General features: G+C 58.6%; 27 protein-coding genes. 8 read left to right on the top strand and 19 right to left on the bottom strand.

The genetic code is table 11. The features are described from left to right. Positions 1-46 precede the first annotated feature (46 nt). Complete coding sequence (locus AC13C8_RS04765) at positions 47-745, top strand: metal-dependent hydrolase (protein WP_091428292.1); 699 nt, start codon at positions 47-49, stop codon at positions 743-745. 3 nt (positions 746-748) lie between these two features. Here AC13C8_RS04765 and AC13C8_RS04760 read toward each other — a convergent pair whose 3' ends face one another. After that, complete coding sequence (locus AC13C8_RS04760; protein WP_482846534.1) at positions 749-1,201, bottom strand: nucleoside deaminase; 453 nt, start codon at positions 1,199-1,201, stop codon at positions 749-751. A 71-nt stretch (positions 1,202-1,272) separates the two neighbouring features. Here AC13C8_RS04760 and AC13C8_RS04755 point away from each other — a divergent pair, with 71 nt between their 5' ends. Next, positions 1,273-2,265: a pseudouridine synthase gene (locus AC13C8_RS04755; RefSeq protein ID WP_482846533.1), complete on the top strand. Its 993-nt coding sequence runs from the start codon at positions 1,273-1,275 to the stop codon at positions 2,263-2,265. A 12-nt stretch (positions 2,266-2,277) separates the two neighbouring features. Here the strand turns inward: AC13C8_RS04755 and xseA are convergent, their stop codons facing one another. After that, entirely contained in the window at positions 2,278-3,786 is a 1,509-nt protein-coding gene (xseA, locus tag AC13C8_RS04750) for an exodeoxyribonuclease VII large subunit (RefSeq protein ID WP_482846532.1), read from the bottom strand. Positions 3,787-3,867: 81 nt separating this feature from the next. Between xseA and purD the strand changes: the two genes are divergently transcribed. Continuing rightward, a complete protein-coding gene (purD, locus tag AC13C8_RS04745) occupies positions 3,868-5,130 on the top strand; it encodes a phosphoribosylamine--glycine ligase (protein ID WP_482846531.1) in 1,263 nt (420 codons plus the stop codon). A gap of 6 nt (positions 5,131-5,136) precedes the next feature. Here the strand turns inward: purD and AC13C8_RS04740 are convergent, their stop codons facing one another. The 5 genes from AC13C8_RS04740 to AC13C8_RS04720 all read right to left on the bottom strand — a co-directional run bounded on the left by AC13C8_RS04740 (position 5,137) and on the right by AC13C8_RS04720 (position 9,010). Next, positions 5,137-5,850: an FG-GAP repeat domain-containing protein gene (locus tag AC13C8_RS04740; RefSeq protein WP_482846530.1), complete on the bottom strand. Its 714-nt coding sequence runs from the start codon at positions 5,848-5,850 to the stop codon at positions 5,137-5,139. Then, positions 5,850-6,173: a 2Fe-2S iron-sulfur cluster-binding protein gene (locus tag AC13C8_RS04735; RefSeq protein WP_091428286.1), complete on the bottom strand. Its 324-nt coding sequence runs from the start codon at positions 6,171-6,173 to the stop codon at positions 5,850-5,852. The genes AC13C8_RS04740 and AC13C8_RS04735 overlap by 1 nt, the downstream gene beginning before the upstream one ends. 200 nt (positions 6,174-6,373) lie before the next feature. After that, positions 6,374-6,682, bottom strand: coding sequence for a hypothetical protein (locus AC13C8_RS04730; protein WP_143064274.1), 309 nt, complete (start codon positions 6,680-6,682; stop codon positions 6,374-6,376). A gap of 140 nt (positions 6,683-6,822) precedes the next feature. Next, a complete protein-coding gene (locus AC13C8_RS04725) occupies positions 6,823-7,692 on the bottom strand; it encodes a 50S ribosomal protein L11 methyltransferase (RefSeq protein WP_482846529.1) in 870 nt (289 codons plus the stop codon). Between the two features lie 82 nt (positions 7,693-7,774). Continuing rightward, positions 7,775-9,010: an MFS transporter gene (locus AC13C8_RS04720; protein ID WP_482846528.1), complete on the bottom strand. Its 1,236-nt coding sequence runs from the start codon at positions 9,008-9,010 to the stop codon at positions 7,775-7,777. A 134-nt stretch (positions 9,011-9,144) separates the two neighbouring features. Here AC13C8_RS04720 and AC13C8_RS04715 point away from each other — a divergent pair, with 134 nt between their 5' ends. Continuing rightward, positions 9,145-10,218 (top strand): YeeE/YedE family protein, encoded by a 1,074-nt coding sequence (locus AC13C8_RS04715; protein WP_482846527.1) that lies wholly within the window; start codon positions 9,145-9,147, stop codon positions 10,216-10,218. Positions 10,219-10,226: 8 nt separating this feature from the next. Here AC13C8_RS04715 and AC13C8_RS04710 read toward each other — a convergent pair whose 3' ends face one another. Both AC13C8_RS04710 and AC13C8_RS04705 read right to left on the bottom strand, forming a co-directional pair. Beyond that, positions 10,227-10,661 (bottom strand): GNAT family N-acetyltransferase, encoded by a 435-nt coding sequence (locus AC13C8_RS04710; protein ID WP_091428281.1) that lies wholly within the window; start codon positions 10,659-10,661, stop codon positions 10,227-10,229. Between the two features lie 63 nt (positions 10,662-10,724). Further along, positions 10,725-12,920 (bottom strand): primosomal protein N', encoded by a 2,196-nt coding sequence (locus AC13C8_RS04705; RefSeq protein ID WP_482846526.1) that lies wholly within the window; start codon positions 12,918-12,920, stop codon positions 10,725-10,727. Between the two features lie 102 nt (positions 12,921-13,022). Here AC13C8_RS04705 and fsa point away from each other — a divergent pair, with 102 nt between their 5' ends. The 4 genes from fsa (at position 13,023) to AC13C8_RS04685 (ending at position 16,216) form a co-directional block, all read left to right on the top strand. Next, entirely contained in the window at positions 13,023-13,676 is a 654-nt protein-coding gene (gene fsa, locus AC13C8_RS04700; RefSeq protein WP_482846525.1) for a fructose-6-phosphate aldolase, read from the top strand. Between the two features lie 140 nt (positions 13,677-13,816). Continuing rightward, on the top strand, positions 13,817-14,524 hold the full coding sequence (locus AC13C8_RS04695; protein WP_091428279.1) for a DUF484 family protein: 708 nt from the start codon (positions 13,817-13,819) through the stop codon (positions 14,522-14,524). Further along, positions 14,521-15,456, top strand: a complete 936-nt coding sequence (locus tag AC13C8_RS04690) for a tyrosine recombinase XerC (protein ID WP_482846524.1) — start codon at positions 14,521-14,523, stop codon at positions 15,454-15,456. Before AC13C8_RS04695 ends, AC13C8_RS04690 begins: the two co-directional genes overlap by 4 nt. A gap of 61 nt (positions 15,457-15,517) precedes the next feature. Then, positions 15,518-16,216 (top strand): CDP-alcohol phosphatidyltransferase family protein, encoded by a 699-nt coding sequence (locus tag AC13C8_RS04685; RefSeq protein WP_482846523.1) that lies wholly within the window; start codon positions 15,518-15,520, stop codon positions 16,214-16,216. A 28-nt stretch (positions 16,217-16,244) separates the two neighbouring features. On the opposite strand, the gene AC13C8_RS04680 is transcribed toward AC13C8_RS04685, so the two are convergent. From AC13C8_RS04680 to AC13C8_RS04635, 10 genes are all read right to left on the bottom strand, one after another. After that, positions 16,245-16,688 carry a molybdenum cofactor biosynthesis protein MoaE gene (locus AC13C8_RS04680; RefSeq protein ID WP_482846522.1) on the bottom strand — a complete coding sequence of 148 codons (444 nt, stop codon included), beginning with the start codon at positions 16,686-16,688 and terminating at the stop codon, positions 16,245-16,247. Between the two features lies 1 nt (position 16,689). Next, positions 16,690-16,938: a molybdopterin converting factor subunit 1 gene (moaD, locus tag AC13C8_RS04675; RefSeq protein ID WP_091428275.1), complete on the bottom strand. Its 249-nt coding sequence runs from the start codon at positions 16,936-16,938 to the stop codon at positions 16,690-16,692. Further along, positions 16,931-17,605 (bottom strand): CDP-diacylglycerol--glycerol-3-phosphate 3-phosphatidyltransferase, encoded by a 675-nt coding sequence (gene pgsA / locus AC13C8_RS04670; protein ID WP_091428274.1) that lies wholly within the window; start codon positions 17,603-17,605, stop codon positions 16,931-16,933. Before pgsA ends, moaD begins: the two co-directional genes overlap by 8 nt. 18 nt (positions 17,606-17,623) lie before the next feature. Then, complete coding sequence (gene uvrC, locus AC13C8_RS04665) at positions 17,624-19,507, bottom strand: excinuclease ABC subunit UvrC (RefSeq protein ID WP_482846521.1); 1,884 nt, start codon at positions 19,505-19,507, stop codon at positions 17,624-17,626. Positions 19,508-19,822: 315 nt separating this feature from the next. After that, complete coding sequence (locus AC13C8_RS04660; RefSeq protein ID WP_091428273.1) at positions 19,823-20,614, bottom strand: SDR family oxidoreductase; 792 nt, start codon at positions 20,612-20,614, stop codon at positions 19,823-19,825. Next, the gene (locus AC13C8_RS04655; protein ID WP_245744637.1) at positions 20,614-21,585 is read right to left on the bottom strand and encodes a calcium/sodium antiporter; all 972 of its coding nucleotides are present in this window, start codon (positions 21,583-21,585) and stop codon (positions 20,614-20,616) included. The genes AC13C8_RS04660 and AC13C8_RS04655 overlap by 1 nt, the downstream gene beginning before the upstream one ends. Positions 21,586-21,753: 168 nt before the next feature. Further along, on the bottom strand, positions 21,754-22,551 hold the full coding sequence (locus AC13C8_RS04650; protein ID WP_482846562.1) for a S49 family peptidase: 798 nt from the start codon (positions 22,549-22,551) through the stop codon (positions 21,754-21,756). Positions 22,552-22,631: 80 nt separating this feature from the next. Further along, positions 22,632-23,393 (bottom strand): ABC transporter permease, encoded by a 762-nt coding sequence (locus AC13C8_RS04645; protein WP_091428272.1) that lies wholly within the window; start codon positions 23,391-23,393, stop codon positions 22,632-22,634. Next, on the bottom strand, positions 23,390-24,316 hold the full coding sequence (locus tag AC13C8_RS04640) for an ABC transporter ATP-binding protein (protein WP_482846520.1): 927 nt from the start codon (positions 24,314-24,316) through the stop codon (positions 23,390-23,392). Before AC13C8_RS04640 ends, AC13C8_RS04645 begins: the two co-directional genes overlap by 4 nt. Before the next feature lie 62 nt (positions 24,317-24,378). Continuing rightward, positions 24,379-24,837 (bottom strand): methylated-DNA--[protein]-cysteine S-methyltransferase, encoded by a 459-nt coding sequence (locus AC13C8_RS04635; protein WP_482846519.1) that lies wholly within the window; start codon positions 24,835-24,837, stop codon positions 24,379-24,381. Between the last annotated feature and the right edge of the window lie 43 nt (positions 24,838-24,880).

Raw genomic sequence — 24,880 nt, 5'->3', positions numbered from 1 at the left:
GGTTTTGGTGCTACTCTGACCCCAAACGATGAAAAGGGGGCTTTCCATGCAAATCACATTCCTTGGACATTCCGGTTTTCGGATCGAGATTGAAGACGCGGTTTTACTGGTTGATCCATGGCTGGATGGTAACCCGATGTTTCCCGAGGATCGCCGGGACCAGGCCACCGCTGGCGCGACTCACATCCTGATCACCCACGGGCATGGCGACCACGCTTCCTCAACCCTAGCCATTGCACGCGAGAAAGGCATTCCGATTGCGGCGATCCATGAGCTTGCCACCTTCTGGGGCAATGAAGGCGAGGTCGATACGCTGGGGTTCGGCAAGGGCGGCACCATCGACCTGAACGGAGCCAAGGTGACGATGGTGAACGCGTCACATTCCGCCAGCTTCGATTATCTTGGCGGCGATCGGCCCCTCTGCGCAGGTGCCGAGGTCGGGTTTATGATCGCAGGCGAAGGGCACGTGATCTATCTGTCCGGCGACACCGACATCATGGCGGATATGGAGTGGATGGGCGATCTGCACAAACCCGATATCGGCATTCTGTGCGCCGGGGGGCATTACACGATGGATATGGCGCGCGTGGCCTATGCGGCGAAACGGTATTTCGATTTCCAGACCGTAATTCCCTGCCACTACAAGACCTTCCCCGTCCTGGCACAATCCGCTGATGAATTGATTGCCGCCCTGCCGGACGTGAATGTGGTGGAACCAGAGGTTCTGAAGCCGATCACGATCTGAGGATCAACGCCGGGACGCGAAGAAATCCTTCAATATCTGCTCGGCCTCGTCCGCGCCGATGCCGTCATAGACCTCGGGGATATGGTGACACTGCGGATGTGTGAAGATGCGCGCGCCATGTGCGACGCCGCCTGATTTCGGGTCCGCCGCACCGTAATAGACCCGGCGGATGCGCGCCGCCGACATGGCGGTTGCGCACATCGCGCAAGGCTCTAGCGTTACGTAAAGGTCGTGATCGGGCAGACGCTCTGATCCGGCCTGCGCACAGCCTTCGCGGATCGCAATGATTTCGGCATGGGCCGTGGGGTCGTTCAACTCGCGTGTCCGGTTGCCCGCCGCCGCGATCACCTTGCCTTCCGGCGACACCAGGACTGCGCCGACGGGCACCTCGCCACGTTTGGCGGCGGCGCGGGCCTCAGCCAGCGCAGTATTCATATGGCTTGTGAACCTACTCATGCCCCCTTTTGCCCCGGACCGGAACGCTTGCCAAGGCTTCCCCTTTGCGCCGCCTCGCGCTATGCGGGGGCATGACTGACAAGAAACGCCCCCCCGTTCCCAGACCGGCCCGCAAGCCTGCACCGAAAAAGCCGGACGCCACGACGGCCGATCCGTCGAAAGGCGACCGCATTGCCAAGGTTCTGGCGCGTGCCGGTATCGCCAGCCGCCGCGAGGCCGAGCGCATGATCGAAGCGGGCCGTGTGACCGTGAACGGCAAGGTGATCGACAGCCCCGCCCTGAATGTCACGGCCAAGGACACTATCCTGTTTGACGAAGCCCCTTTGACCGACCCGGAACCGCCGCGCATGTGGCTGTATTACAAGCCCATCGGCCTTGTGACGACCGAGCGTGACGAGAAAGGGCGCAATACAGTCTTCGCCGCCTTACCTGAAGATATGCCACGGGTGATGAGCGTTGGGCGGCTCGACATTAACTCTGAAGGCCTGCTGCTGCTGACCAATGATGGCGAGGTGAAGCGCAAGCTGGAGCTGCCCTCGACCGGTTGGTCGCGCAAATACCGCGTGCGGGTGAATGGACGCCCGACCGAAGACACGCTTGCGCCCGTGCGCAAGGGATTGACCATCGATGGTGAGCGGTTCCAACCAATGGCCGTGTCGCTGGACCGGCAACAGGGCGCGAATGCGTGGCTGACCGTGACCCTGCGCGAAGGCAAGAACCGCGAGGTGCGCCGCGCCATGGAAGCGGTCGGCCTGACCGTGAACCGGCTTCTGCGCGTCAGCTACGGCCCCTTCCAACTGGGCGAATTGAAACCCGGCGAGGTCGAGGAAATCCGCCAGCGCATTGTGCGCGACCAGCTTGGGTTGGAAGATGCAAAGCCGGCGCCCATGCGGACGCGCAAAGAGATCCCGCGCGGCAAGCATGGAAGCAAACCGGGGGCCAAGCCTGCATTCAAAGGTGGGCGGCCCGGTGGGAAACCCGGTCAACGTCCGGCGGTAAAAGGCCCTGGCGGCAAAGGCCCAGGCGGCAAGCCCCAGGGTCGTCCCGGTTCACGCAACAAGTAGCATGGTTACCGGTTAGAACAGCGATCCTTGATCGGGGGCGTCCTTTTTGGGCTTGGGCTTTGTTGCAGGTTTGATCGGCTTCACCGCCGATGTCGCTGCCCCATCCAGCGCCAATCGACCATCCGCAAACTCGATCTCAAGCGACTTGGCTTGCGCCGCCGCGACCTGCGTCGTCACCACATCTCCGTCGCCCCGCACAACCGCATAGCCGCGCTTCAGCGTTTCGGTGTATCCCAGCGTCTGGCGCATCCGTTCAAGGCTGGACAGCCGATCCCCGTGCCGCTTTGTATTCGCCAGAAAGGCACGATCCAATCGCGCTGACAGGCCCGTTATCTCGACCGTCCGGCGTTTGTTGGCGTCTGTGATACGATCCGGGTCCAATCGCGACGCCACCATGCCAAGCCGATCCCGCATCGGTGCCAATCGCGCCGTCAGAACACGCGGGCGCAGACCTGCTGACGCTTCTGTCAGTTTCACCCGCCGGGTCTGGGTCATGCTGCGCAGCGCTGCGGGCAGTTTGTGACTGACGGTATCCAACCGTTGGCGTGGGTTGTCCAACAAGGTCTCGACCCGTGGCAGAGCGCGTGACAGGTCACGCAGACGCTGGCCGCGCTGGGTCAATGCCTGCTCCAGAGATCGGGTCAGGCGGGTGGCTTGTTCCTCGGTCCACGCAAGCAATTCCAGACGCACCGGCACGGCATGTTCGGCTGCCGCCGTCGGCGTGGGCGCGCGCAGGTCTGAGACATAGTCGATCAGAGTTGTATCCGTCTCGTGCCCCACAGCCGAGATCAGGGGAATGTCCGACGCGGCGGCGGCGCGCGCGACGATTTCCTCATTAAACCCCCACAGATCCTCGATCGAGCCACCACCGCGCGCAACGATCAACAGGTCGGGTCGCGGCAGTGCACCACCCGGTTGCATGCGGTTGAAGCCTTCGATTGCGGCGGCGACCTGTGGTGCACAGGCCTCGCCCTGCACGGCGACAGGCCAGATCAACACCTTGCGCGGGAACCGGTCGCGCAGACGGTGCAGGATATCGCGGATCACCGCACCGGACGGGGACGTCACGACCCCGATCACCTCGGGAAGGAAAGGCAGCTTTTTCTTGCGTTCGGGCGCGAAGAGTCCCTCGGCGGCCAGCATTTTCTTTCGCTTTTCCAACATCGCCATCAACGCGCCTTCTCCGGCCACGACAACGTCATCAACGTTCAACTGATACTTCGACTGACTGCCAAAGGTTGTCAGCTTGCCGGTGACGATCACCTCCATCCCTTCTTCAGGCTTGATCGACAGGCGGCTGACCTGCCCCTTCCAGCTGACAGCGGCCAGAACAGACCGATCATCTTTCACATCGAAGTAAAGATGCCCCGACCGTGCCAGCATCACACGCCCAACCTCGCCCCGCACGCGAACGCGACCAAACGCGCCCTCGATGGTTTTCTTCAGCGCGCCGGAGATTTCCGAGACGGTGAACTCTGGCGCATTTTCGCCGGGCTGTGGATCGTCGATCAGGTCGGACATGGGGCCGGTGTCTCTTTCCTTGTGATTTCAGCGCCCCGACCTTAGAACGCCGGTGACGGAAGGCCAAGCGGGGGAATATCCATGAACATCCTTATTCTGGGCAGCGGTGGGCGTGAACATGCGCTGGCATGGGCGGTGATGCAGAACCCGAAATGCGACCGTTTGATTGTTGCGCCGGGAAATGCCGGAATGGCCCAGATCGCGGATTGTGCGAAACTGGATATTGAAGATGGTGACGCGGTTGTGACGTTCGCACAGGAAAACACCATAGATTTTGTGATCGTCGGCCCGGAAGCCCCGTTGGCAAAAGGTGTCGCGGATCGTTTGCGTGAGGCCGGGATCAAGGTTTTCGGCCCTTCTGCCGAGGCCGCCAAACTGGAAGCCTCGAAATCCTTCACCAAAGCGGTCTGCGACGCGGCGGGCGCGCCGACAGCGGCCTACGGGCATTTCACCGACGCCGAGGCCGCCAAGGCTTACATCCGCGAGCAAGGTGCCCCAATTGTGGTCAAGGCCGATGGGCTGGCTGCTGGTAAAGGCGTGATCGTCGCGATGGACGTTCAGACCGCGCTCGACGCCATAGACGACATGTTCGGCGGCGTGTTTGGTGGGGCTGGCGCGGAAGTCGTGATCGAAGAATTCATGGAGGGCGAAGAGGCATCATACTTCATCCTTTGCGACGGCAAGACCGCCCTGCCGATTGGCACAGCGCAGGACCACAAACGTGTGGGGGATGGTGACACCGGGCTGAACACCGGCGGCATGGGCGCCTATTCCCCTGCCCCGGTTCTGACGGACGAAATTGCCGCCCGTGCCATGCGCGAGATCATCGAGCCGACCGTGATCGAAATGGCCAAGCGCGGCACACCCTATCAGGGCGTTCTGTATGCGGGGTTCATGATCAAGGACGGGCAAGCGCGTTTGGTGGAATACAACGCCCGTTTCGGCGATCCGGAATGTCAGGTGTTGATGATGCGGTTGGGCGCGCAGGCGTTGGATCTGATGCTGGCCTGTGCCGAGGGGCAGTTGGACAAGGCCAAGGTCAACTGGGCTGACGACCACGCAATCACGGTGGTGATGGCGGCCAAGGGCTACCCCGGGACCTATCAGAAGGGGACGGTTATCAACGGGTTGGATGATCTGCCTGAGGATTCGAAGAATATGGTGTTTCATGCTGGAACGACCGAAGTCGACGGGCAGATCACCGCCAGCGGCGGACGTGTCCTGAACGTCACCGCCCGCGGCGACAGCCTGCACGAGGCCCGCGACCGCGCCTATGCGATGATCGAAAGGATTGACTGGCCCGAGGGGTTCAACCGCTCGGATATCGGCTGGCGGGCGCTTTAACCACCCCTAACAGCCCAGACGCGCCGACAGGCTGTCCGGTCCTTGATACCGACCGACATTGATCAGCTTCAGTTCCAAACCGTCCAGACGGGTTTCAATGACCCTGGACCAGTTGGCGCTGGCGGTCACAACAACGGGAGGCTCCCCCGCGCAATCACGCACGCCGCCTTCGATCACCGGGCTGCCGAACTTGTGATTGGTCAGACCTTCGACGGTGGCCAACTCGCTGAATGCAACGCCGTCACGACCAGGCTTGACTGTTGTTAGTGTGAGCCTGCGCGCCAAATGGGGGCGATCGACAAAGGCGATCTCGTCCAACCCATCGCCATTGAAATCTGCCATGCCTGCCACGGCCAACCAACGATGACGCGCGCCGATCGGGGTGTTTGCCCCACGCAGCACCAGCTTGCCATCACGCCACGCATAGATGCGGATCATTGCGCCGACATCATCGCCGCTGAACACGGTCACGATTTCGGGCGCGCCGTCACCATCGAAATCGTGCAGTCGCGGTGCCGTATCCTCGAACACGCCGCCAGAGACGCGGGACACAGCGCGCGCACCGTCAGCCAGCGTCACCTCAAGCGCACCATATTCGCCACCGGGAACCGCCCCATGGCCATAGCGGTCCGTGGGTTCAACATATCGGGCCGACGTGATCTGCGCTGCCGCCGGGGCTGCAAGGCAGATGAAAATCAGGGCAGCCCGCAGACCGATCATCAGATTTGTTTTTCCGGCATATGGACGACCAGACCGTCAAGATCATCAGTGACCTTGAGCTGGCAAGTCAGGCGGGACCGCTCGGCATCCGGCTCATAGGCGAAATCGAGCATGTCTTCTTCCATTGCATCCTTGGCGGGCACCTTGTCGACCCACGCCGCGTCGACATAGACATGACAGGTCGAACAGGCGCATGCCCCGCCGCAATCGGCTTCGATTCCCGGGATATTGTTGTCGCGCGCGCCTTCCATCACGGTCAAACCGTTGGCGACGTCGACGACGTGCTGCGTTCCATTGTGCTCGATATAGGTAATCTTTGCCATTTGGCGCCTCCTGTTCATGCTCGGGTCTTTCTAGACAAGGCAGATAGGCAAGGCCAAGAGGATTTGCCAGTCAAGACAGCTTACCGTAACGGAAAATGTGGCTTTGCGTCGAAATGACATCGCGAAAGCCACGTTTCAAAACGAAACCAGCCCGAAACGCTTTGTCGCGCGCGGGCTGGCATTGAAACTAGATGTCCACGTTAGAACGGGTTGGACATGAACCCGCTAATGGCAGTTGTCACCGGATCGTCCTGCATGATCCAAGCCCCGGCTTGTTCGATCATCGTCCCTTGCGACAGTCGGTCAAGACGATCATTGTAGTTGATCACGCCGACCTGGCTGAACAGGAAGCCTTTGAACAGCATGAACCCAATAAGCGTCAGGATCAGTCCCTTGATTGGGAACCCCCGCCGCAGCCGGGGCTTGCTGGGCACCAACAGCCCATCGCGCTCTACCAGCTGGACATAGCCCTGCGACAAGCGACGGTGCTGACGGCTAATTCCGCGCACTCGTTTTTGAAAGTCTTGAACTTGTGCATCAGTCACTTTCAATACCCTCCCCAATAAACAAATTAAAAATACACCCAGTTCAGAATATGGCAAAAAAGTGTTTATGACCAGAAATCTGTCAAATTTTCGCGTAAAAAACACTAACTTTTTTGAAGAATCAGTGTCGTCCAGTCAACAATTTCGGTGCGTTCGACCAGATTAAGCCCGTTTTGGAGATAAACGGAAATCACTTCGTCTGCTTGCGGGTTCAGAATACCCGATAGAATCGCATATCCCTTGGTAGAAAGGTGTTTTGCCATATCCGGGGCAAGTCCGATCAATGGCCCTTTCAGAATATTTGCAAATACCAGATCAAATGGCGACGCTTCATGCAACTCTGGAGCATTGAATCCTGCTGCCTCTACGCAATGGACACGTTCTTCAAGATCGTTGGCAGCAACATTCGCTCTTGCGACATCAACGGCCACCTGATCAATATCACTGGCCAAGACCGGATTGGGCCAAACACGCGCGGCAGCCATCGCCAAGACGGCGGTCCCGCAACCAATATCGACGACATTCTTGCCGACAAACCCTTGTTCTACCAATCCATCCAGCGCCTTCAGGCAACCCAGCGTGGTGCCGTGGTGTCCTGTGCCGAATGCCATCGCAGCTTCGATCAGCAGTGCGATCTTTCCTTCCGGCACGTTGTCGGCATCATGACTGCCATGCACGAAAAAGCGTCCGGCTTCGACCGGGGACAATTCACGGCGCACATGGGCGACCCAATGAACCTCGGGCAATTCCGAGACAGTGAAGTCTTTTGCCTTGTGCATCGCCGCCAGCAGGGCAAGTCCGGCGGCATCAGGTTCCTCTGTGAAATAGCCTCCGACTTCCCAAATTCCGCTCCCGTCCTCCACTTCAAACACACCGACGCCGATGGGGTCTGGGGTCAACACCTCCATCGCCAAGCCAAGCGCTTCGGCGGCGTCTTGGCCGTCCAACGTGGTAAGTGCGGTCCAAGTGGACATGACAGCATCCTTTCTGATGACAGAAACGGCCTAGCGAGCAGCGCCCGCGCGGTCAACCACAACCACAACGCTGGCAGGCGAGTTACTCGGCAACCTGCGGCAACGGACGCGAAAAGACGGTCTCGTTCCCCTTCTCCGGGTGGCGTGGGATAAGAAGCGACAGCATCAGAGAGATACAAGCCATGGCCGCGGCCAGGCCAAAGACGCCCCCCGGCGACACAACCCACAGATAGCCGAGCAGCGCCGGCAGGAAGACCGCTGCAATATGGTTGATTGTGAAGGCGACGGCAGCTGTCGGCGCGATGTCCCTCGGGTCTGCGATCTTTTGGAAATAGGTTTTCAGCGCGAAGGCCAGCGCGAAGAACAGGTGGTCGAGCACATAAAGCGCTGCCGCCAGCACCATACCCCAGCCAAAATAATAGATCCCGCCATAGGCAAGGAACACGCAGATCAGCCCGGTATATTCAAAGGCCAACGCACGACGTTCTCCCCATCTGGCAACCGCTTTCCCCATTAATGGCGCAAAGAAGATATTGGCAAGGTAGTTGATCAGGAACAGCGCCGTGACCTCGTGCACCTCAAAACCAAAGCGTTCGACCATCATGAAGGCGGCGAAGACCGTAAAAATCTGTCGCCGGGCGCCCGCCATGAACTGCAACGCGTAGTAAAGCCAGTAACGGCGGCGCAGCACGAACTGCTTCAACTGCGGCTCGGGGCTTTCAAACTGCGGATAGGCGAAGAAAGCGAACACCGAAATGGCCAGCGTAGTGCCGCCCGCGATCATGTAGACAAGATTATAGCTCAGATCGAATGTCTTCCACGTCAACATCAGAAGCCCATAACTTAGCAAAGCGGCCGCAGACCCGATGGACATGATCCACCCCAACATTTGCGGCGCGCGTTTTTTGTCGATCCATTGAAGCTGAAGCGACTGGTTCACCGTCTCGAAATAATGAAACCCGATAGACGACAACATCGTGATTGTCAGAATGCCTCCCAAACTTGGAAACCATGCGGTGATCGCGGTGGCCGCGCCCAGTAGACCAAGCGCCACAACACCCAGAACCTGTTCGCGAAACAGCATGAGCAAGGCGATCACGCCGATGGCCAAAAAGCCGGGAATCTCGCGCACCGTATGCAACCAGCCGATTTCGACGCCGGTGAAACCCGCTACCTCGATCACGAAGTTGTTCAGAAGGGCGGACCAGGTGAAAAACGCAATCGGCATCCCGGCCGCCATCAGCATCAAAAGAAAGATGGGGCGACGCCAGAACGGTAGCATCCGGGCTTCGTCGAGTGTCAGGATCTGGTGTCTCATGATCTCGCATTACGCCTGTTTTTTTCAATTGGCGAGATCAAAACGCATTCACTCAATCGTATGTGTTAATGATTTATGTCAAGGTAGGCCGAAACATAACCCGGCAAGTTAACCCAGCAATTGAAGGAGATCGTATGGATATTGTGCCCCTGATTGATCGTATCGGAGAGGAGCCGACAGCCGCACTGTTCGGGCTGATAACCGGTATTGTCTTTGGCGTTGCAGCACAGCGGTCCCGGTTTTGCCTGCGCGCAGCGACCGTGGAGTTCGCCCGGCGTATGATGGACAGTTCCGTGGCGATCTGGCTTCTGACCTTCTCAACCGCTCTTGTCTGGGTGCAGGGGGCGTCACTTCTGGGCCTGTTGCGACCCGAGGACGCGCGCATGATGGCGGTGACTGGCACTTGGTCGGGTGCCATCATTGGCGGGTTGATGTTCGGCGTGGGCATGGTGCTGGCGCGTGGCTGTTCGGGCCGCCTTCTGGTGCTGGCGGCCACCGGCAACCTGCGATCGGTGGTGTCCGGCCTGATCTTCGCGGTGGTCGCGCAGATGAGCCTGCATGGCTGGCTCGCCCCAACGCGCGATAAGCTGGCCCAGCTGTGGATGACCGATGGCGGCGTGAATGTGAACCTGCTGAATGCGCTTGGCGTGCCGGACTGGTCCGGTTTCGCGCTTGGCATACTGATTGCCGTCCTCGCGATCTATATCGCGCGCAAATCCGGCATGGGATACCGGCGTCTTGTTTTCGGGTCCGGTGTCGGCTTTGCCGTCGCACTGGGTTGGGTGTTGACGTATCAACTGTCTCTTGCTGCGTTCGAGCCTGTGACCGTAAACTCCGTCACCTTCTCTGGCCCGTCCGCCAACACGCTTATGTTCTTCCTGATCCCCGATCCGGTGTTGGAGTTCGATGTGGGCCTTGTTCCCGGCGTTGTCATTGGGGCCTTTGCCGCCAGTTGGCTGGCCGGGGAGTTCAAGTTCCAAGGCTTCGACAGCGAGGCCAACATGCGCCGCTCGATGTTTGGGGCGGTGCTGATGGGCTTCGGTGCCATGCTGGCCGGGGGGTGCGCTATCGGTGCGGGTGTGACGGGCACGTCGATCTTAGTCGGAACCGCATGGCTTGCGCTTTTGTGCATGTGGATCGGGGCGGTCTTTACCGATGCTTTGGTCGATCAGTCGAAGGGAAGAGGCGCAGCGCTGCCGGCGGCGTGATCCGCACCTCAGACATCCATTGCTCCATCCCAATCATAGACGACAATCTCGCCAGTCTCGCGCGCATTCAAACTCTGATAAAGTGCGCGCGCGGGCTTGTTCCCCATCTCCGTGGCAAGCCAGATGCCCTGACACCCGGCATCGCGCGCTTGTTCGATAAGGTTTCGACACAGCGTGCCTGCGATGCCACGTCTGCGCATTTCCTCGGCCACACCGACCTCGTTGATGAAAAACGCAGGGGGTTTGTCGGGATGCAGCAAAACGGTGCCTGACGCAAATCCAATAACGCTGTCATCCACTCGCGCAAAGATCATTTCGTGCCCTGACGTCGACACGAACGCCTTCAAAAACTCAGGATCAACGGCGTTGTCAAAGACGTCTGCCCTTTCGAGCATCCGGGCGTTCTCTGCGTTCAAAAAATGGTAGGTCACAGGGCCGGTCATGTGCGCAGTATAGCCGATGCGCGGACCACATGGAATGTTGCACCAGACCAGCGGCAGTAGTGCTCAATAAAAACTCTGCGGGTCAATATCCACGGATACGCGCATATCCCCCTTGATCTGGAACTGCGCCAGCCAACGTTTCAGCGCTGCTTGAATGGGCGCGCTCTTATCCGCTTTCACCAGCAATCGAACACGATGCCGTCCGCGCACGCGGGCGATGGGCGCAGGCGCGGGACCGTAGAGTTGCGCGCCGATCTGGATCAACGGTTCGGATCGCCGCGCCATCTCGGACCCCAGATCGAACACTGCCTGAATATCCGGCGAGGACAGGACGATCCCGGCCAGACGACCGTAGGGCGGAACGCCCGCAGCCTGACGCTCGGCCGCTTCCGCGCGCCAGAACTTCTCTTCCTCGCCCGCAAGGATCGCTCGGATCACCGGATGTTCGGGTTGGAATGTTTGCAAAAGCGCTACGCCGGGTGTTTCCGCCCGCCCGGCCCGGCCTGCAACCTGCCGGATTAATTGGAATGTGCGTTCAGCCGCGCGCAGGTCGGAGCCTTGCAAGCCAAGATCGGCATCAATCACCCCGACCAGAGTCAGCTTTGGAAAATTGTGCCCTTTTGCCACCAGTTGCGTGCCGATGATGATGTCGGCACCGCCCTCGGCGATCAGCTCGATCTGTTCTTTAAGCGCGCGGGCTGACCCAAAAAGGTCGGACGACAACACAGCAACGCGGGCGTCGGGAAAGCTCGCTCGGATCTCTTCCGCCAGCCGTTCGACTCCTGGGCCAACCGGGGCCAGCTTGCCTTCAACCTCGCATTCCGGGCAAGCCTCGGGCATCGGTTTCGTCTCGCCACATTGGTGGCAGACAAGACGTTTCTGAAAGCGATGTTCCACCATGCGTGCGTCGCAGTGGTCGCAACCGATCTGATGTCCGCAGGCGCGGCAGATCGTGACCGGCGCATAGCCACGGCGGTTGATGAACAGCAACGATTGTTCACCCTTCGCGATGCGGCGTGTCACAGCGGCTTTCAGTGTGGGTGATATCCAGCTTTGCGACGGCAAATCCTCTTGCCGCATATCAATCGCACGCATGTCGGGCATGACGGCGGGGCCATAACGGCTTGTCAATTCAATGCGCTTATACTTGCCCGCTTCGCAGTTGGCCCAAGTCTCTAACGACGGCGTGGCAGACGCCAGCACCACTTGCGCATCACAGATAGAGGCCCGCATCACCGCCATGTCCCGCGCGGAATAGAGCACACCGTCTTCCTGCTTGTAGGAGCCGTCATGCTCCTCATCCACAATCACCAAGCCAAGGTCCCGAAAAGGGAGATAGAGCGCAGAACGAGCACCGACCACCAGCGAAGCCTCCCCCTGCCCGACCATCCGCCAGCATCGGCGGCGTTCGGTCATGGTGACACCGGAATGCCATTCGGCAGGGCGCGCTCCGAAACGTTCTTCTACGCGTTTCAGGAACTCCGCAGTCAGGGCGATCTCGGGCAGAAGCACCAGAGCTTGCCGCCCTTTGCGCAGACCGGCGGCGACAGCTTCCAGATAAACCTCGGTCTTGCCTGCGCCCGTAACCCCGCGCAAGAGCGTGGTGCCGTATCGACCACCGCGCACCCCGTCGGTCAACTGCTTGGCCGCAGCGGCCTGATCGTCGGTCAATTCCTTGCCGGGCAGGTCCGGATCAAGTCGCGGATAAGGTAAATCACGGGGTGTATCCTCTTCGCGGATGGCGCCCAGTGTCACCAACCCCTTGACTACCGATCCGCTCACCCCCGCCAGATCGGCCAGTTCCTTCTGGGTGAACCCAACGCCGGGCTGATCCATCAGCACGTCCATCACTTTCGCACGCGCGTCCGTCAGGCGGTTGGGGCGATGACCCGATGCCTTAAGAACCTTCCGCATCGAGGGCGGATCGGACAATCCCGGCGCGCGGGTGGCAAGGCGCAGCATCTGGCTCATCGGGGTGAGGGTATAATCGCCCACACGGGTCAGGAACTCGGCCATTTCGGCGCGCATCGGGGCCACGTCCAGCACGCGGATCACGGCGCGCAATTTTGAGGCATCAAACCCACCTTCGCCCGGCCCCCAGATCACGCCCAACACCTTGCGCGGGCCAAGCGGCACCTCGACAAAGTCACCCTGCACGCAGCCCCCTTCAGGCGCGCGGTAGGTCAGAATGCGGTCCAAGGGCTGCGCGGTCAGAACACCGACGCGCGCGCCTTCCGAAAAATGCTGAATGTCGCTCATTTCGCCTGAGTCCCCGTCGTCGGGCGCACCATAAGGGCTTTCTGCCCGCGCGCCCATGGGGTATGAGAGCGCAAACGCCCAACAGCTACAGGAGTCGCGCACATGAAATTTTTCGCTGATACTGCCGATATCGACGCCATCAAGGAACTGAACGACGCTGGAATGCTTGACGGCGTGACAACCAACCCCTCGATCATCGCAAAATCCGGTCGTGACATTCTGGAAGTGACCAAGGAAATCTGTGACATCGTGGATGGACCAGTCTCTGCCGAAGTCACCGCCCTGGATGCTGACACCATGATCGCCGAAGGACGCAAGCTGGCCAAGATCGCAGACAACATCGCGATCAAAGTCCCGTTGACCTGGGACGGGCTGAAAGCCTGCAAGGTGCTGACCGATGAAGGCAATATGGTGAACGTGACGCTGTGTTTCTCGGCCAACCAGGCGCTTCTGGCCGCAAAGGCCGGTGCCACCTTCATTTCACCCTTCATCGGCCGTCTGGATGACATCAACATGGATGGGCTGGAACTGATCGAGGACATTCGGACCATCTATGACAATTACGGGTTCGAGACGCAGATTTTGGCGGCGTCGATCCGGTCGGTCAACCACATGAAAGACTGCGCGCTGGCCGGGGCAGATGTGGCCACCGCGCCGACTTCGGTCATCAAGGCGATGGCGAAACACGTCCTGACCGATAAGGGTCTGGATGGGTTTCTGGCCGACATCAAAGCGGCTGGTATCAAAATTCTGTAAGCGGTCTTACGACTGCACAACTGTTACGAGGGGGCCACGGCCCCCTCTTTCTGTTGGGGCAGGTGTTAAAAAATTGACCAACCGCGCTTCGGCTTGGTGTATGTTCGGTCAAAACGACCAAAACAAAACTGAGGCAGCAGATGAGCGTACCAGCTACGATTGACGATGAATTGCGCGCGCATTTAATCGCGCAACCCGAAACAATTCTGGATGATCAGGATATCATGCGTGCGTTAATCGCCGCGAATGAACGCGCGATGGGGGCCAATATCGTGGACCTGCGTGGCATTGCGATGGAGCGGCTTGAGGCCCGTCTGGACCGTCTGGAAGATACCCATCGGTCGGTGATCGCAGCAGCATACAACAACATTTCCGGCATGAACATGATCCACCGTGCCGTGCTCAGGATGCTGGACCCGGCGGATTTTGAATTGTTCATGGCAGACCTCAGCGGCGAAGTGGCCGAAATCTTACGCGTCGATTGTGTTCGGTTGGTTCTGGAAACTGAACACGGCGAAAAGAACCGCGCAGTCGGGCGGTTGGGCCCGGTCTTGTCCATCGCAGCCCCCGGGTTCGTAAATGACTATCTGGGTATGAGCGGCGATCAATCCACGCGTCAGGTCTTTCTGCGCCAGATTCAAGAACAAGACGAAACGATCTATGGTGACACTGGTTTCTGGGTCCGGTCCGAGGCTTGCATTCGTCTGGATCTCGGCGAAGGCCGTTTGCCCGGCATGCTGGTTCTGGGGGTCGAGGACGCGCAGCTGTTCAAACCCGGTCAGGGCACCGATCTTCTGGCGTTCTTCGGTGGTGTGTTTGAACGCGCGATGCGCCGCTGGTTGTCGTGACAGCCAAGGACACATTTGCAATCTCGGACGGTGCACGCGCAGCACTTTCGGAATGGCTGGATCACATCCGGGCGCTGGATGGTGCCTCTACGAACACGGTCACGGCGTATCAAACCGATCTGACCGCGTATCTGGCTTTCATGGCAGGCCATCTGGGCGGATCAGCCGGGCGGGGCGGACTGGCTCGCGTCACACTGTCCGACATGCGGGCGTGGATGGCGCATGAGCGCGGGCGCGGCGTCGGCGCGCGCTCTCTTGCCCGGTCTTTGTCTGCCGTCAAAAGTTTTTACCGCTGGCTGAGCGAACGGGATGATTTCGATGCCACCGCCGTTCTGTCGACACGCAGCCCGAAATTTACCAAGAAACTGCCCCGTCCACTGGCACCCGATGCCGCCATGGCAGTGATCGAGACGGTCGGGATGCAATCTCAGCACGGTTGGGTCGGTGCAAGGGACATCGCAGTTGCGACACTTCTTTATGGTTGCGGCTTGCGTATCTCGGAAGCACTTGGCTTGACCTGCGCCGATGCGCCCCTGGCGGACGCCTTGCGCATCAAGGGCAAGGGCGGCAAGGAACGTGTTGTGCCGGTTCTGCCCGCCGCCCGTGATGCTGTCGAGACCTATCGCCGCCTGTGTCCCCACCCGGAAACACCTGACGCGCCCCTGTTTCGCGGCGTTCGCGGTGGCGCACTTGGCCCGCGCATCGTGCAAAAGGTGATGGAGCAAGTGCGCCTGCAACTTGGCCTGCCAGCAACCGCCACACCCCATGCCATGCGGCACAGCTTCGCGACACATCTTCTTGCCGCCGGTGGCGATTTGCGAGCCATTCAGGAATTGCTGGGCCATGCCAGTCTGTCGACAACACAGGCCTATACGACAGTCGACACATCGCGATTGCTAGAGGTCTATAACGCCGCTCACCCGCGCGCGTAACCAAACAGGAGCCACCGGGTTTCTTCTTTCCCCTTTTGTATTTTTCCGGCACAAAGCGCGCATGAAACTTTCGACCAAAGCCCTTCTCGTCCATCTGTTGACCGCGACAGGTGCCGTTTTTTCAATGCTGGCCATGCTGGCCGCCGTGGACGAAAACTGGAGCCTGATGTTCCTGTGGCTGGTTGTAGCCTTCGGGGTCGATGGCATCGACGGGCCGCTGGCACGGCGCTATGACGTGTCGGTCAACGCGCCGCAATATGACGGTGTGTTGATGGACCTGATCATTGATTATCTGACCTATGTCTTCATACCGGCATACGCGCTGTTCAAGTCGGGTCTCATGCCCGGCTGGACTGGCTGGTTTGCCATCATCGTTATCACCTTCACCAGTGCGATCTATTTTGCCGACACCAGGATGAAAACCAAAGACAACAGCTTTTCGGGGTTTCCCGGCTGTTGGAATATGCTGGTCATTGTCCTGTTCGCAACGCAACCGAATTTCTGGTTCATGCTGGTTCTGGTGACGGCGCTTGCGGTGGCAATGTTCCTGCCGCTGAAATTCATCCACCCGGTTCGCACCGAACGCTGGCGCGCAATCAGTCTGCCCGTCGCGCTTGCATGGACTGGCTTTGCCGGATGGGCAGCATGGGTCGATTTTCACCCGGAAAGCTGGGCGCATTGGGGGTTGGTGCTGACCTCGATCTACTTGTTGGGGGCGGGAATTGCGCAACAGATCATGCCTGAGCGCGGCACTGCCTGAAGCTGCGCGAACCAACGCTTGCTCGATCTCACCACCGCGTCAATGCGTCCTCGTCATCCACCTTGGCGTCTACCCAGTCGGTTGACCCGTCCTGCTGAATTTCTTTTTTCCAGAACGGCGCGCGGGATTTCAGATAGTCCATCAGAAATTCGGCAGCTTCGAACGCGGCGACCCGGTGTTTGGCTGCGGTTGCCACCATCATGATCTGTTCGCCGGGTGCCAAGGGGCCGTGTCGGTGGATCACCAAACACCCCGCCAGTGACCATCGCGCGCAAGCCTCATCCACGATCGCCGTGATTGCTTTTTCCGTCATGCCTGGATAGTGCTCGATCTCCATCCGCGAAAGCGTGCCGACATCATCGCGCACAATGCCTGTAAAGCTGACCACGGCCCCGATGTCAGCGCGACGCTGTGCAAATCGCGACAGCTCTGCGCCCGGATCAAACGGTTCTGACTGAACCTTGACTGACATCCTAACCACCCGTCATCGGAGGGAAAAACGCCACTTCGCGCACTCCTTTCAGGGGGGCATCGAAGTCAGCAAGCTCTTGGTCCAGAGCCACGCGCAGGGCAGCCAGATCAGCGAACGCCGCCGCATAACGTGGTTCACGGGCGCTCAGTTCGCTCACCAGCTCGGCCACCGTTGACGCTTGTGTGTCGATTTTCTCGCGCGGCTCTCCGATACGTTCACGAACCCAGGCAAAATACATGACCTCAACCATTGTCAGGCTCCTCTCGCAGAAATGGCAGGGCTTTACGAAAATAATCCCAGCCTGTTACGACCGTCAGTGCGCCTGCGATCCACAGCAGTGTGATTCCCAACCATGCCGACCACCGCCCGGCGGCTTCGTAATACAACAGCCCAACATTATCCGAAATCGTGCCATTGAAGATGCCCTCGACGATTGCTTGATCCATGCCCTGCATTCGATCCAATAGGCTTTGCTGGAAAATCCCGGTGGAAAACAGGACCGCGATCGCCACCATCTGCACCGTGGTTTTCCATTTTGCCAGTTGAGTCACTTTCAACGCACGCGCGCGATCACCCAGTGTCTCGCGCAAACCAGATACGAACACCTCGCGATAGATGATCAGTGCCGAGGGCAACAATATCCAAGGTGTCACTCCGGCATAGCCGTTGATCACCAGAAGCGCGATCAGCACCATGGCCTTGTCGGCAATCGGATCCATCGCCGCACCAAACAGGCTTTCCAACTTCCATGCGCGGGCCAGATACCCGTCCAGATAATCGGTGATCGAGGCAACGATGAACAGGATCATCGCATACCAATCCGCCCAGGGTCGCGCGAAATACAGAAACATCACCGGCAACAAAGGAGCCGCGATCAAGCGGGCAACGGTCAGAATATTGGGCAGGTTCCATCTCATAGGTTTCTCCTTACCCCGTCAGCCCTTGTCATGGAAGAAGCCATAGATGGTTTCGGCAAGTGTTTCGGAAATTCCGTCGACCGCCTTCAGATCGTCAAGCCCCGCGCGGCTGACCGCCTTGGCCGATCCGAAATGCTGCAACAACGCTCGCTTGCGGGTAGCCCCCACACCCGGCACCTCGTCCAGCGGGGTTGCGCCCTGCGCTTTGGCGCGTTTATCACGGTGGGTGCCGATGGCAAAGCGGTGCGCTTCGTCCCGCAAACGTTGGATAAAGTAAAGAATCGGGTCATTCCGTTTCAACGCGAAGGGGCGCTGTTTCCGTCGATAGAATTCTTCTTTTCCTTGGTCACGGTCGACCCCTTTGGCCACTCCAACCATCGGAATGTCCGTCACGCCAAGCTCCTCCATGATCTCGTGGACTGCGCTGACCTGTCCCGCGCCGCCGTCGATCAGCAGGAGATCGGGCCAATGTTCGCCCTCACGGTCCGGGTCTTCCTTCAGAAGACGTTTGAAGCGACGCGTCAGCACTTCTTTCATCATGCCGAAATCATCGCCGGGGGTCAGATCATCGCCCTTGATGTTGAACTTGCGATACTGGCTTTTCATGAAACCTTCCGGCCCGGCCACAATCATCGCGCCGACCGCGTGGGCGCCTTGGATGTGCGAGTTGTCGTAGACCTCGATCCGCTGTGGTGGCACGTCCAGATCAAAAGCCCGTGCGATGCCATCCAGCAGCCGTGCCTGAGTGGCCGTTTCCGCCATCTTACGGCCAAGGCTTTCGCGGGCATTGCGTTGCGCATTTGCGACAAGTTCGGATTTCTCGCCTCGCAATGGCACAGAGATTTCAACTTTGCGCCCCAATCGTTCTGACAACGCTTCGGCCATCAGGTCCTGTTCGTCCAGCGGATCGGACAGCAGGATCAGGCGCGGCGGTTCCTTCTGGTCATAGAACTGACCTACGAAAGCCTGAAGCACTTCGCCCGGCCCCGCCCCCGCACCTGTGCGCGGATAGAAGTCGCGGTTGCCCCAGTTTTGATGGGCGCGGATAAAGAACACCTGAACGCAAGCCTGCCCGCCTTCCATGTGAAGCGCGATCACGTCCGCCTCGGCGACGCCACGCGGATTGACACCCTGCGCTTGCTGCACCTGGGTCAACGCCCGGATACGGTCGCGCAAGATGGCGGCCTTTTCAAACTCCAGTGCCTCGGATGCCGCCTGCATATCTGCTGCCAGATTTTCCTGCATTTTTGTTGTGCGGCCCGACAGAAAATCCTCGGCATCGCGCACAAGACTTGCATACCCTTTGGCATCAATTTTGCCGACGCACGGGCCAGAGCATCGCTTGATCTGATATTGCAGGCAAGGTCGCGTGCGGGTTTCGAACATAGCGTCCGAGCAATTGCGCAACAGAAACACCTTCTGCAACTGGTTCAGGGTCCGGTTCACAGCATCAGCGCTGGCAAAGGGGCCGTAATATGCACCCTTCTCTTTCCGCGCACCACGGTGTTTCTTGATCTGCGGAAAATCATGCCCAGTGACCAGAATGTTCGGAAAGCTCTTGTCGTCACGCAAAAGCACGTTGAAATGCGGCTTCAATTGCTTGATCAGGTTCTGTTCCAGCAGCAGCGCTTCGGTCTCGGTCTGCGTGGTCAGAAACATCATCGACGCGGTCTGGCTGATCATCCGTGCGATACGCGCGGTATGCCCCGACGGCTTGGCATAGTTCGACACACGCTTCTTCAGGCTGCGCGCCTTACCCACATAGAGCACGCGCCCCTTGGCATCGAGCATCCGGTAAACACCCGGTGAATTATCCAGTGTTTTCAAATAAGATTGAATGACACCATGTCCGACCGGAACCTCTGGTCGATCCTGTTCTTTCATGGTGTTCTCAGCGTTCATTATATTGTTGCCCTGATTCTCTGCGCGCCTGCAATCTTAACGCCACGAAGACAAGAGGAAACCTGCCCACAATTTCTGTGGATAACTCTGAGGACATGTTTTGACCATCCACAAAAATCCCTTGTATTCAGCCTGCTTCCGCGATGTGCCTAATTTTTAGGCAGCTATCTAAGCCATTGATAGTTAACAAAAGAAATATGACACCCGTGTAAACAAATGAAATCATTGCAAAAAATATGGACTTTCCGCAGGGGGAACTTCACGCGTGCACAACTTTGCGGTTGCTGAAAGCAACCTGTGCCATTTTACCGGGTCTCAGTGATCTTCCACGCCGCGAATGTCCGGGGTCTGCCATGCCAGATGCTGCCCGCCATCCACAGCAATCATTTGCCCTGTGACGGCTGGTGCATTCAGGAAAAATGCAAGCGCGGCTGTAATGTCTTCGACGTTCGCCCCACGTTGCAAAAGTGATGCTGACCGCTGCCCGTCAAAATGCGCCTGCGTCTGTCGCGCACCGATCAGCGTGGTCCCGGGCGCAATACCGTTGACACGCACATGCGGGGCCAGAGCCTGCGCGCCAGTACGGGTCAGCGTCCAAAGAGCGTTCTTGGCAAGGCTGTAGGTCATGAACTCGGGCGTGGGCTTTTGCACACGCTGATCGAGCATGTTCACGACAAGCGCTTGGGGAAGGCTTTCGCCATTATCATCAATGACCGCTCTGGACGCTTGCGCGGCAAAGGACTGCATCAGGAAGAACGGTGCCCGCAGGTTCGAGGACATATGCCTGTCCCAACTTTGCTGCGTGGCCGAGGTCAGCGTATCATACTCAAAGATCGACGCATTGTTGACCAATAGGGACAGCGGCCCGCCCAACGCCTTTGCCGCGCGAGGCACGAGCACCTCAACCTGTTCCATATCCAGAAGATCAGCCTGCAAGGCCACGGCTTTCCGACCCATGGATTGTATGTTCCCGACGGTCTCGGATGCCCCATCCTCTGATGTCGCGTAGTGAACCGCCACATCGCACCCCTGCCGCGCAAGTTCCAACGCCATGGCACGTCCAAGCCGCGCGCCCGCCCCGGTAATCAATGCGCGTGGCTGGTTCATCAGGACATTCCCAGAACGATCATCACATAGATCACGTAGAGCGACGACAAGACGACCCCCCATATGCGACCCATATGCCATTTCAAGAAGACGAAAGGTGCCAGCAGTAGGGACGCACCCAACATCACCCAAAGGTCGAAATGCAGGATACCGCGCTCAATTGGGATCGGACCCACCAAAGACGCAATGCCAATGATTGCCAGCAGGTTGAACATATTCGACCCGATCACGTTTCCCAAGGCGACCTCGGCTTGATTTCGCAGCGCCGCCATCACTGTCGTCGCCAGTTCTGGCAAGGAAGTGCCCAGCGCCACCAGCGTCAGGCCGATCACAGTTTCAGACACACCAAAATGACGGGCGATGTTGGTCGAGGCGTCGACCAGAAGATCAGCCCCCAACGGCAAGCCAATCAAGCCCAGCACGAGGAACAGAATGACCTTCCACCACGGCATGTCCGGGTCGGCACCCTCGACCTCTTCTTCGCCGTCGCAGCAGGCGTCATTTGCCGCAACGTGGTTGGAGCGTCGGTGCGACAAAGCTACGCGAAACGCCGAATTCAGCATCAGGCCAAGCGCAGCCAGAAGCACCAGACCTTGTATCCAAGTGATCACGCCATTCATGCTCAAGATGATGAACAGCAGCGTGGCCCCCATCATCTGAAGATAACTTTTTCTGGTGTCACAGGTCGCCGTAGACAGGCCGGAAATCACGGCCGGCACCCCAAGCACCAACAGGATATTCGCGGTGTTTGACCCGACCACGTTACCCATGGCCAACCCGGGCACCCCTTCGAAGATTGCCTTGACCGAGATCAGAAGCTCGGGTGCCGAAGTGCCAAACGCGACGACGGTCAGCGAAACGATCAGCGCAGGCACACCAAGGCGCAGCGACATGTTCACCGCCCCGCGCACAAGGCTGTCGCCCGCGAACAGAAGAATGACAAGGCCGAGCATGGCATAGATCAGATCCAAGGCTCAGCCCTTTCCGCTACAGTCGCAGGGGGACTTCCCCAACCGGTACTTTCCACAACGCGGACATTTCATGGCTTCGATACGTTGCTGCCCGGGGTATCTGAGCTTCCCGAACATGGCCAATACGCCCATCGCAACCAGAAACAGAACGACGATCTTAATGACCATTCAAAGACCAAAGCGCGCGAATTCCGCCCGCTCCTCTATCGCCGTGATCGCGTCTGACCCCAGTTGCAATCCAAACCGGCTGATGAACGGGCGGCGCGGGCCGTGGACGCGAAACCGCACCTTGTCGCCGAATTTCTCTTTCATCTTGGGCACCACATGCCCGATCCCATCAGCCAGACCTTTCTCGATCGCGGCATGGCCCAGCCAGATGTCACCAGTGAACAAATCTTCATCTTCGGCCAGCTTGCCTTTCCGACGGGATGCGACCTGCGCTTTGAACGCCTCGTGAATATCCATTTGCAACGCCTTCAGGCGTTTGATGTCGGCGGGCTTTTCCGGTTGGAACGGGTCCAGCATGGATTTCGATTTTCCCGCGGTATAGACCCGCCGCTCGACCCCGATTTTTTCAATCAATCCCGTCAGGCCAAACCCAGCCGAAATCACGCCGATGGACCCGAGGATCGAACTTTCGTCGGCGTAAATCTCTTCCGCCGCCGTCGCCAGCCAATATCCACCCGATGCCGCAACATCTTCGACAAAGGCATAGACGGGAATTTCTTTCTCGGCGGCCAGACGACGAATGCGGGCCGCGATCAGGCTGGATTGCACGGGGCTGCCACCCGGAGAGTTTATCACCAATGCGACGGCCTGTGGTTTTCCTTTGCGAAAGGCGCGTTCGATCACCGGGGCAAGGACCGCGTCATTCAATTGCCCCCGCGCGCCTGACGCAATCACGCCAGACAGGCGGATCACCGCAACCAGCGGCGGCTTCTTGATGAACGGTATATAGGTTGTCATGGCTGTCATTTAGATCGCGCCTCCGGATCAAACAAGGGAAAGGGGCGATGCATGTTCCCCCTGTTGCAAATCGCCCATCATCAACTGCGCAACCGATATCCAGTGCGGAAAATCCAGCCGATGGTTGCAAGACATGTGGTCATGAAAACTGCAATCGCAAGCACTGACCAGCCAAGAGATACATCCGCCATGCCGAAAAACGCCCAGCGAAAGCCCGAGATCAGGTAGACGACAGGATTGAACAGCGTGATGGTCTGCCAAACCGGAGGCAGCATCGAGATCGAATAGAACGAGCCACCAAGAAACACCAGCGGCGTGATGACCAACAGTGGCACCAACTGCAACTGTTCAAAGTTCTGTGCCCAGATGCCTATGATGAAACCAAGCAACGCGAAACTGATACAGGTCAGCACCAGAAACGCCATCATCCAGACGGGATGGGCGATGGTCAGATCGACAAAGAAATGCGCCGTGGCCAGAATGATCAGACCGATCATGAAGGCCTTGGTCGCCGCCGCTCCGACATAACCGATGACAATCTCGAAAAACGAGATTGGCGCGGACAAAAGCTCGTAAACAGTGCCGATGAATTTGGGAAAATAGATTCCGAACGAGGCATTGGTGGTGCTTTGCGTCAGGACGGTCAGCATGATCAGACCGGGCACGATGAAAGCGCCATAGCTGACGCCTTCGACCTGATCAATGCGCGACCCGATGGCGGCACCGAACACTACAAAATAAAGCGATGTGGACAACACAGGCGACACGATGGACTGCATCAGCGTGCGAAAGGTCCGCGCCATTTCGAACCGATAGATTGCGGCAATGGCATTCCAGTTCATGCGGCGTCCTCCCTTACCAGATCCACAAAAATATCCTCAAGCGAGCTTTGGCGCGTGGACAGGTCCGACATATGCAGCCCGGCGTCGCGCAGGTCCGCAAGCAGGCCGGTAATCCCGGTGCTGCCCGCCTGCGCATCATAGCTGTAAATCAACCCACCTTCGCCCGACACGGTCAGGGGATAGTCAGCCAATGTCTCAGGCACGGTATCAATCGGGGTATCCAATTCAATCAGAAGCTCCTTTTGTCCCAAACGTTTGATCAGCGCATCCTTGTCTTCGACCAACAGAATTTCCCCTTTCGAGATCACCGCGATCCGATCAGCCATCGCTTCGGCTTCTTCAATGTAATGGGTGGTCAGGATAACGGTCACTCCGGTTTGTTTCAGCTTGGCGACGATGTCCCACATGTCCTTGCGCAACTCGACATCAACGCCTGCGGTGGGTTCGTCCAGAAACAGGACCTGGGGATCGTGGCACAACGCCTTCGCGATCAATACGCGCCGCTTCATGCCGCCGGACAGCGTCATGATACGGCTGTCCTTCTTGTCATGCAGGCTGAGCAGTTTCAGGATTTCTTCAATTCGTGCATCATCGCGCGGTCGTCCAAACAATCCGCGCGAAAAGCGCACCGTGTTCATCACTGTCTCGAACGGTTCCAGATTGATTTCCTGTGGCACCAGTCCAATCAGATTGCGGGCGGCGCGGTAATCTTTCACGTGATCGAACCCACCCACTGTGATCGTGCCAGAAGTTGCCGTCGCAATTCCGCAAATGATCGAGATCAGCGTCGTCTTGCCAGCGCCATTGGGGCCAAGCAGGGCAAGAATCTCGCCCTCGTCGATCTCAAGATCAACACCTTTCAGGGCTTCATGACCGCCCTCATAGGTCTTGGTCACGCCGCTGACGTTCAGGATCGTGGTCATTTTGTCCCCCTGTGTTGCCGCCGGTTGTTTGTTGTTCAACAACGCGTTGCGGACCAGACCTTTCAGATAAGCAACCCGGCAGCGCCTTCAAGGCGCAAAAGCTGAACTTTTGTCTCGACCCCGCCCGCACCGGAAAATCCAACCAGTTTGCCGCCTGCGCCCATCACGCGATGGCAAGGGATGATGATCGGGATCGGATTGGCGCCACACGCATTTCCAACCGCTTGCGCCGAGTTGCCGGTCAGCTTTGCAATGTCGCCATAGGTCAGAGTTTCACCATAAGGGATGCCCGCCATGACATCGCAAACAGCGCGTTGAAAGTCGCTGCCCGCGACGCGTGTTGGAAGTTCAAACCGCGTTAACCGATGATCGAAATATGCGTTGAGTTGCTGCTGTGCCTCTGCAAGCACGGGTGTCAACACGCCATCCGGTTCAGCATTCCAAACCAGCCGGACGATGACCCCTGCTTCCTCGACCACTCCCAAACGCCCGACCGGGCTATCGACCACTGCAACTGTCATAGGTGCAGCCTGCAAAACTAAACGCCCCGACACAATGGCCAGG

The sequence above is a fragment of the Aliiroseovarius sp. B-4 genome (assembly GCF_056857795.1).
The sequence above is the reverse complement of the archived record's forward strand: the minus strand, read 5'-3'. Positions and strand labels throughout refer to the sequence as shown.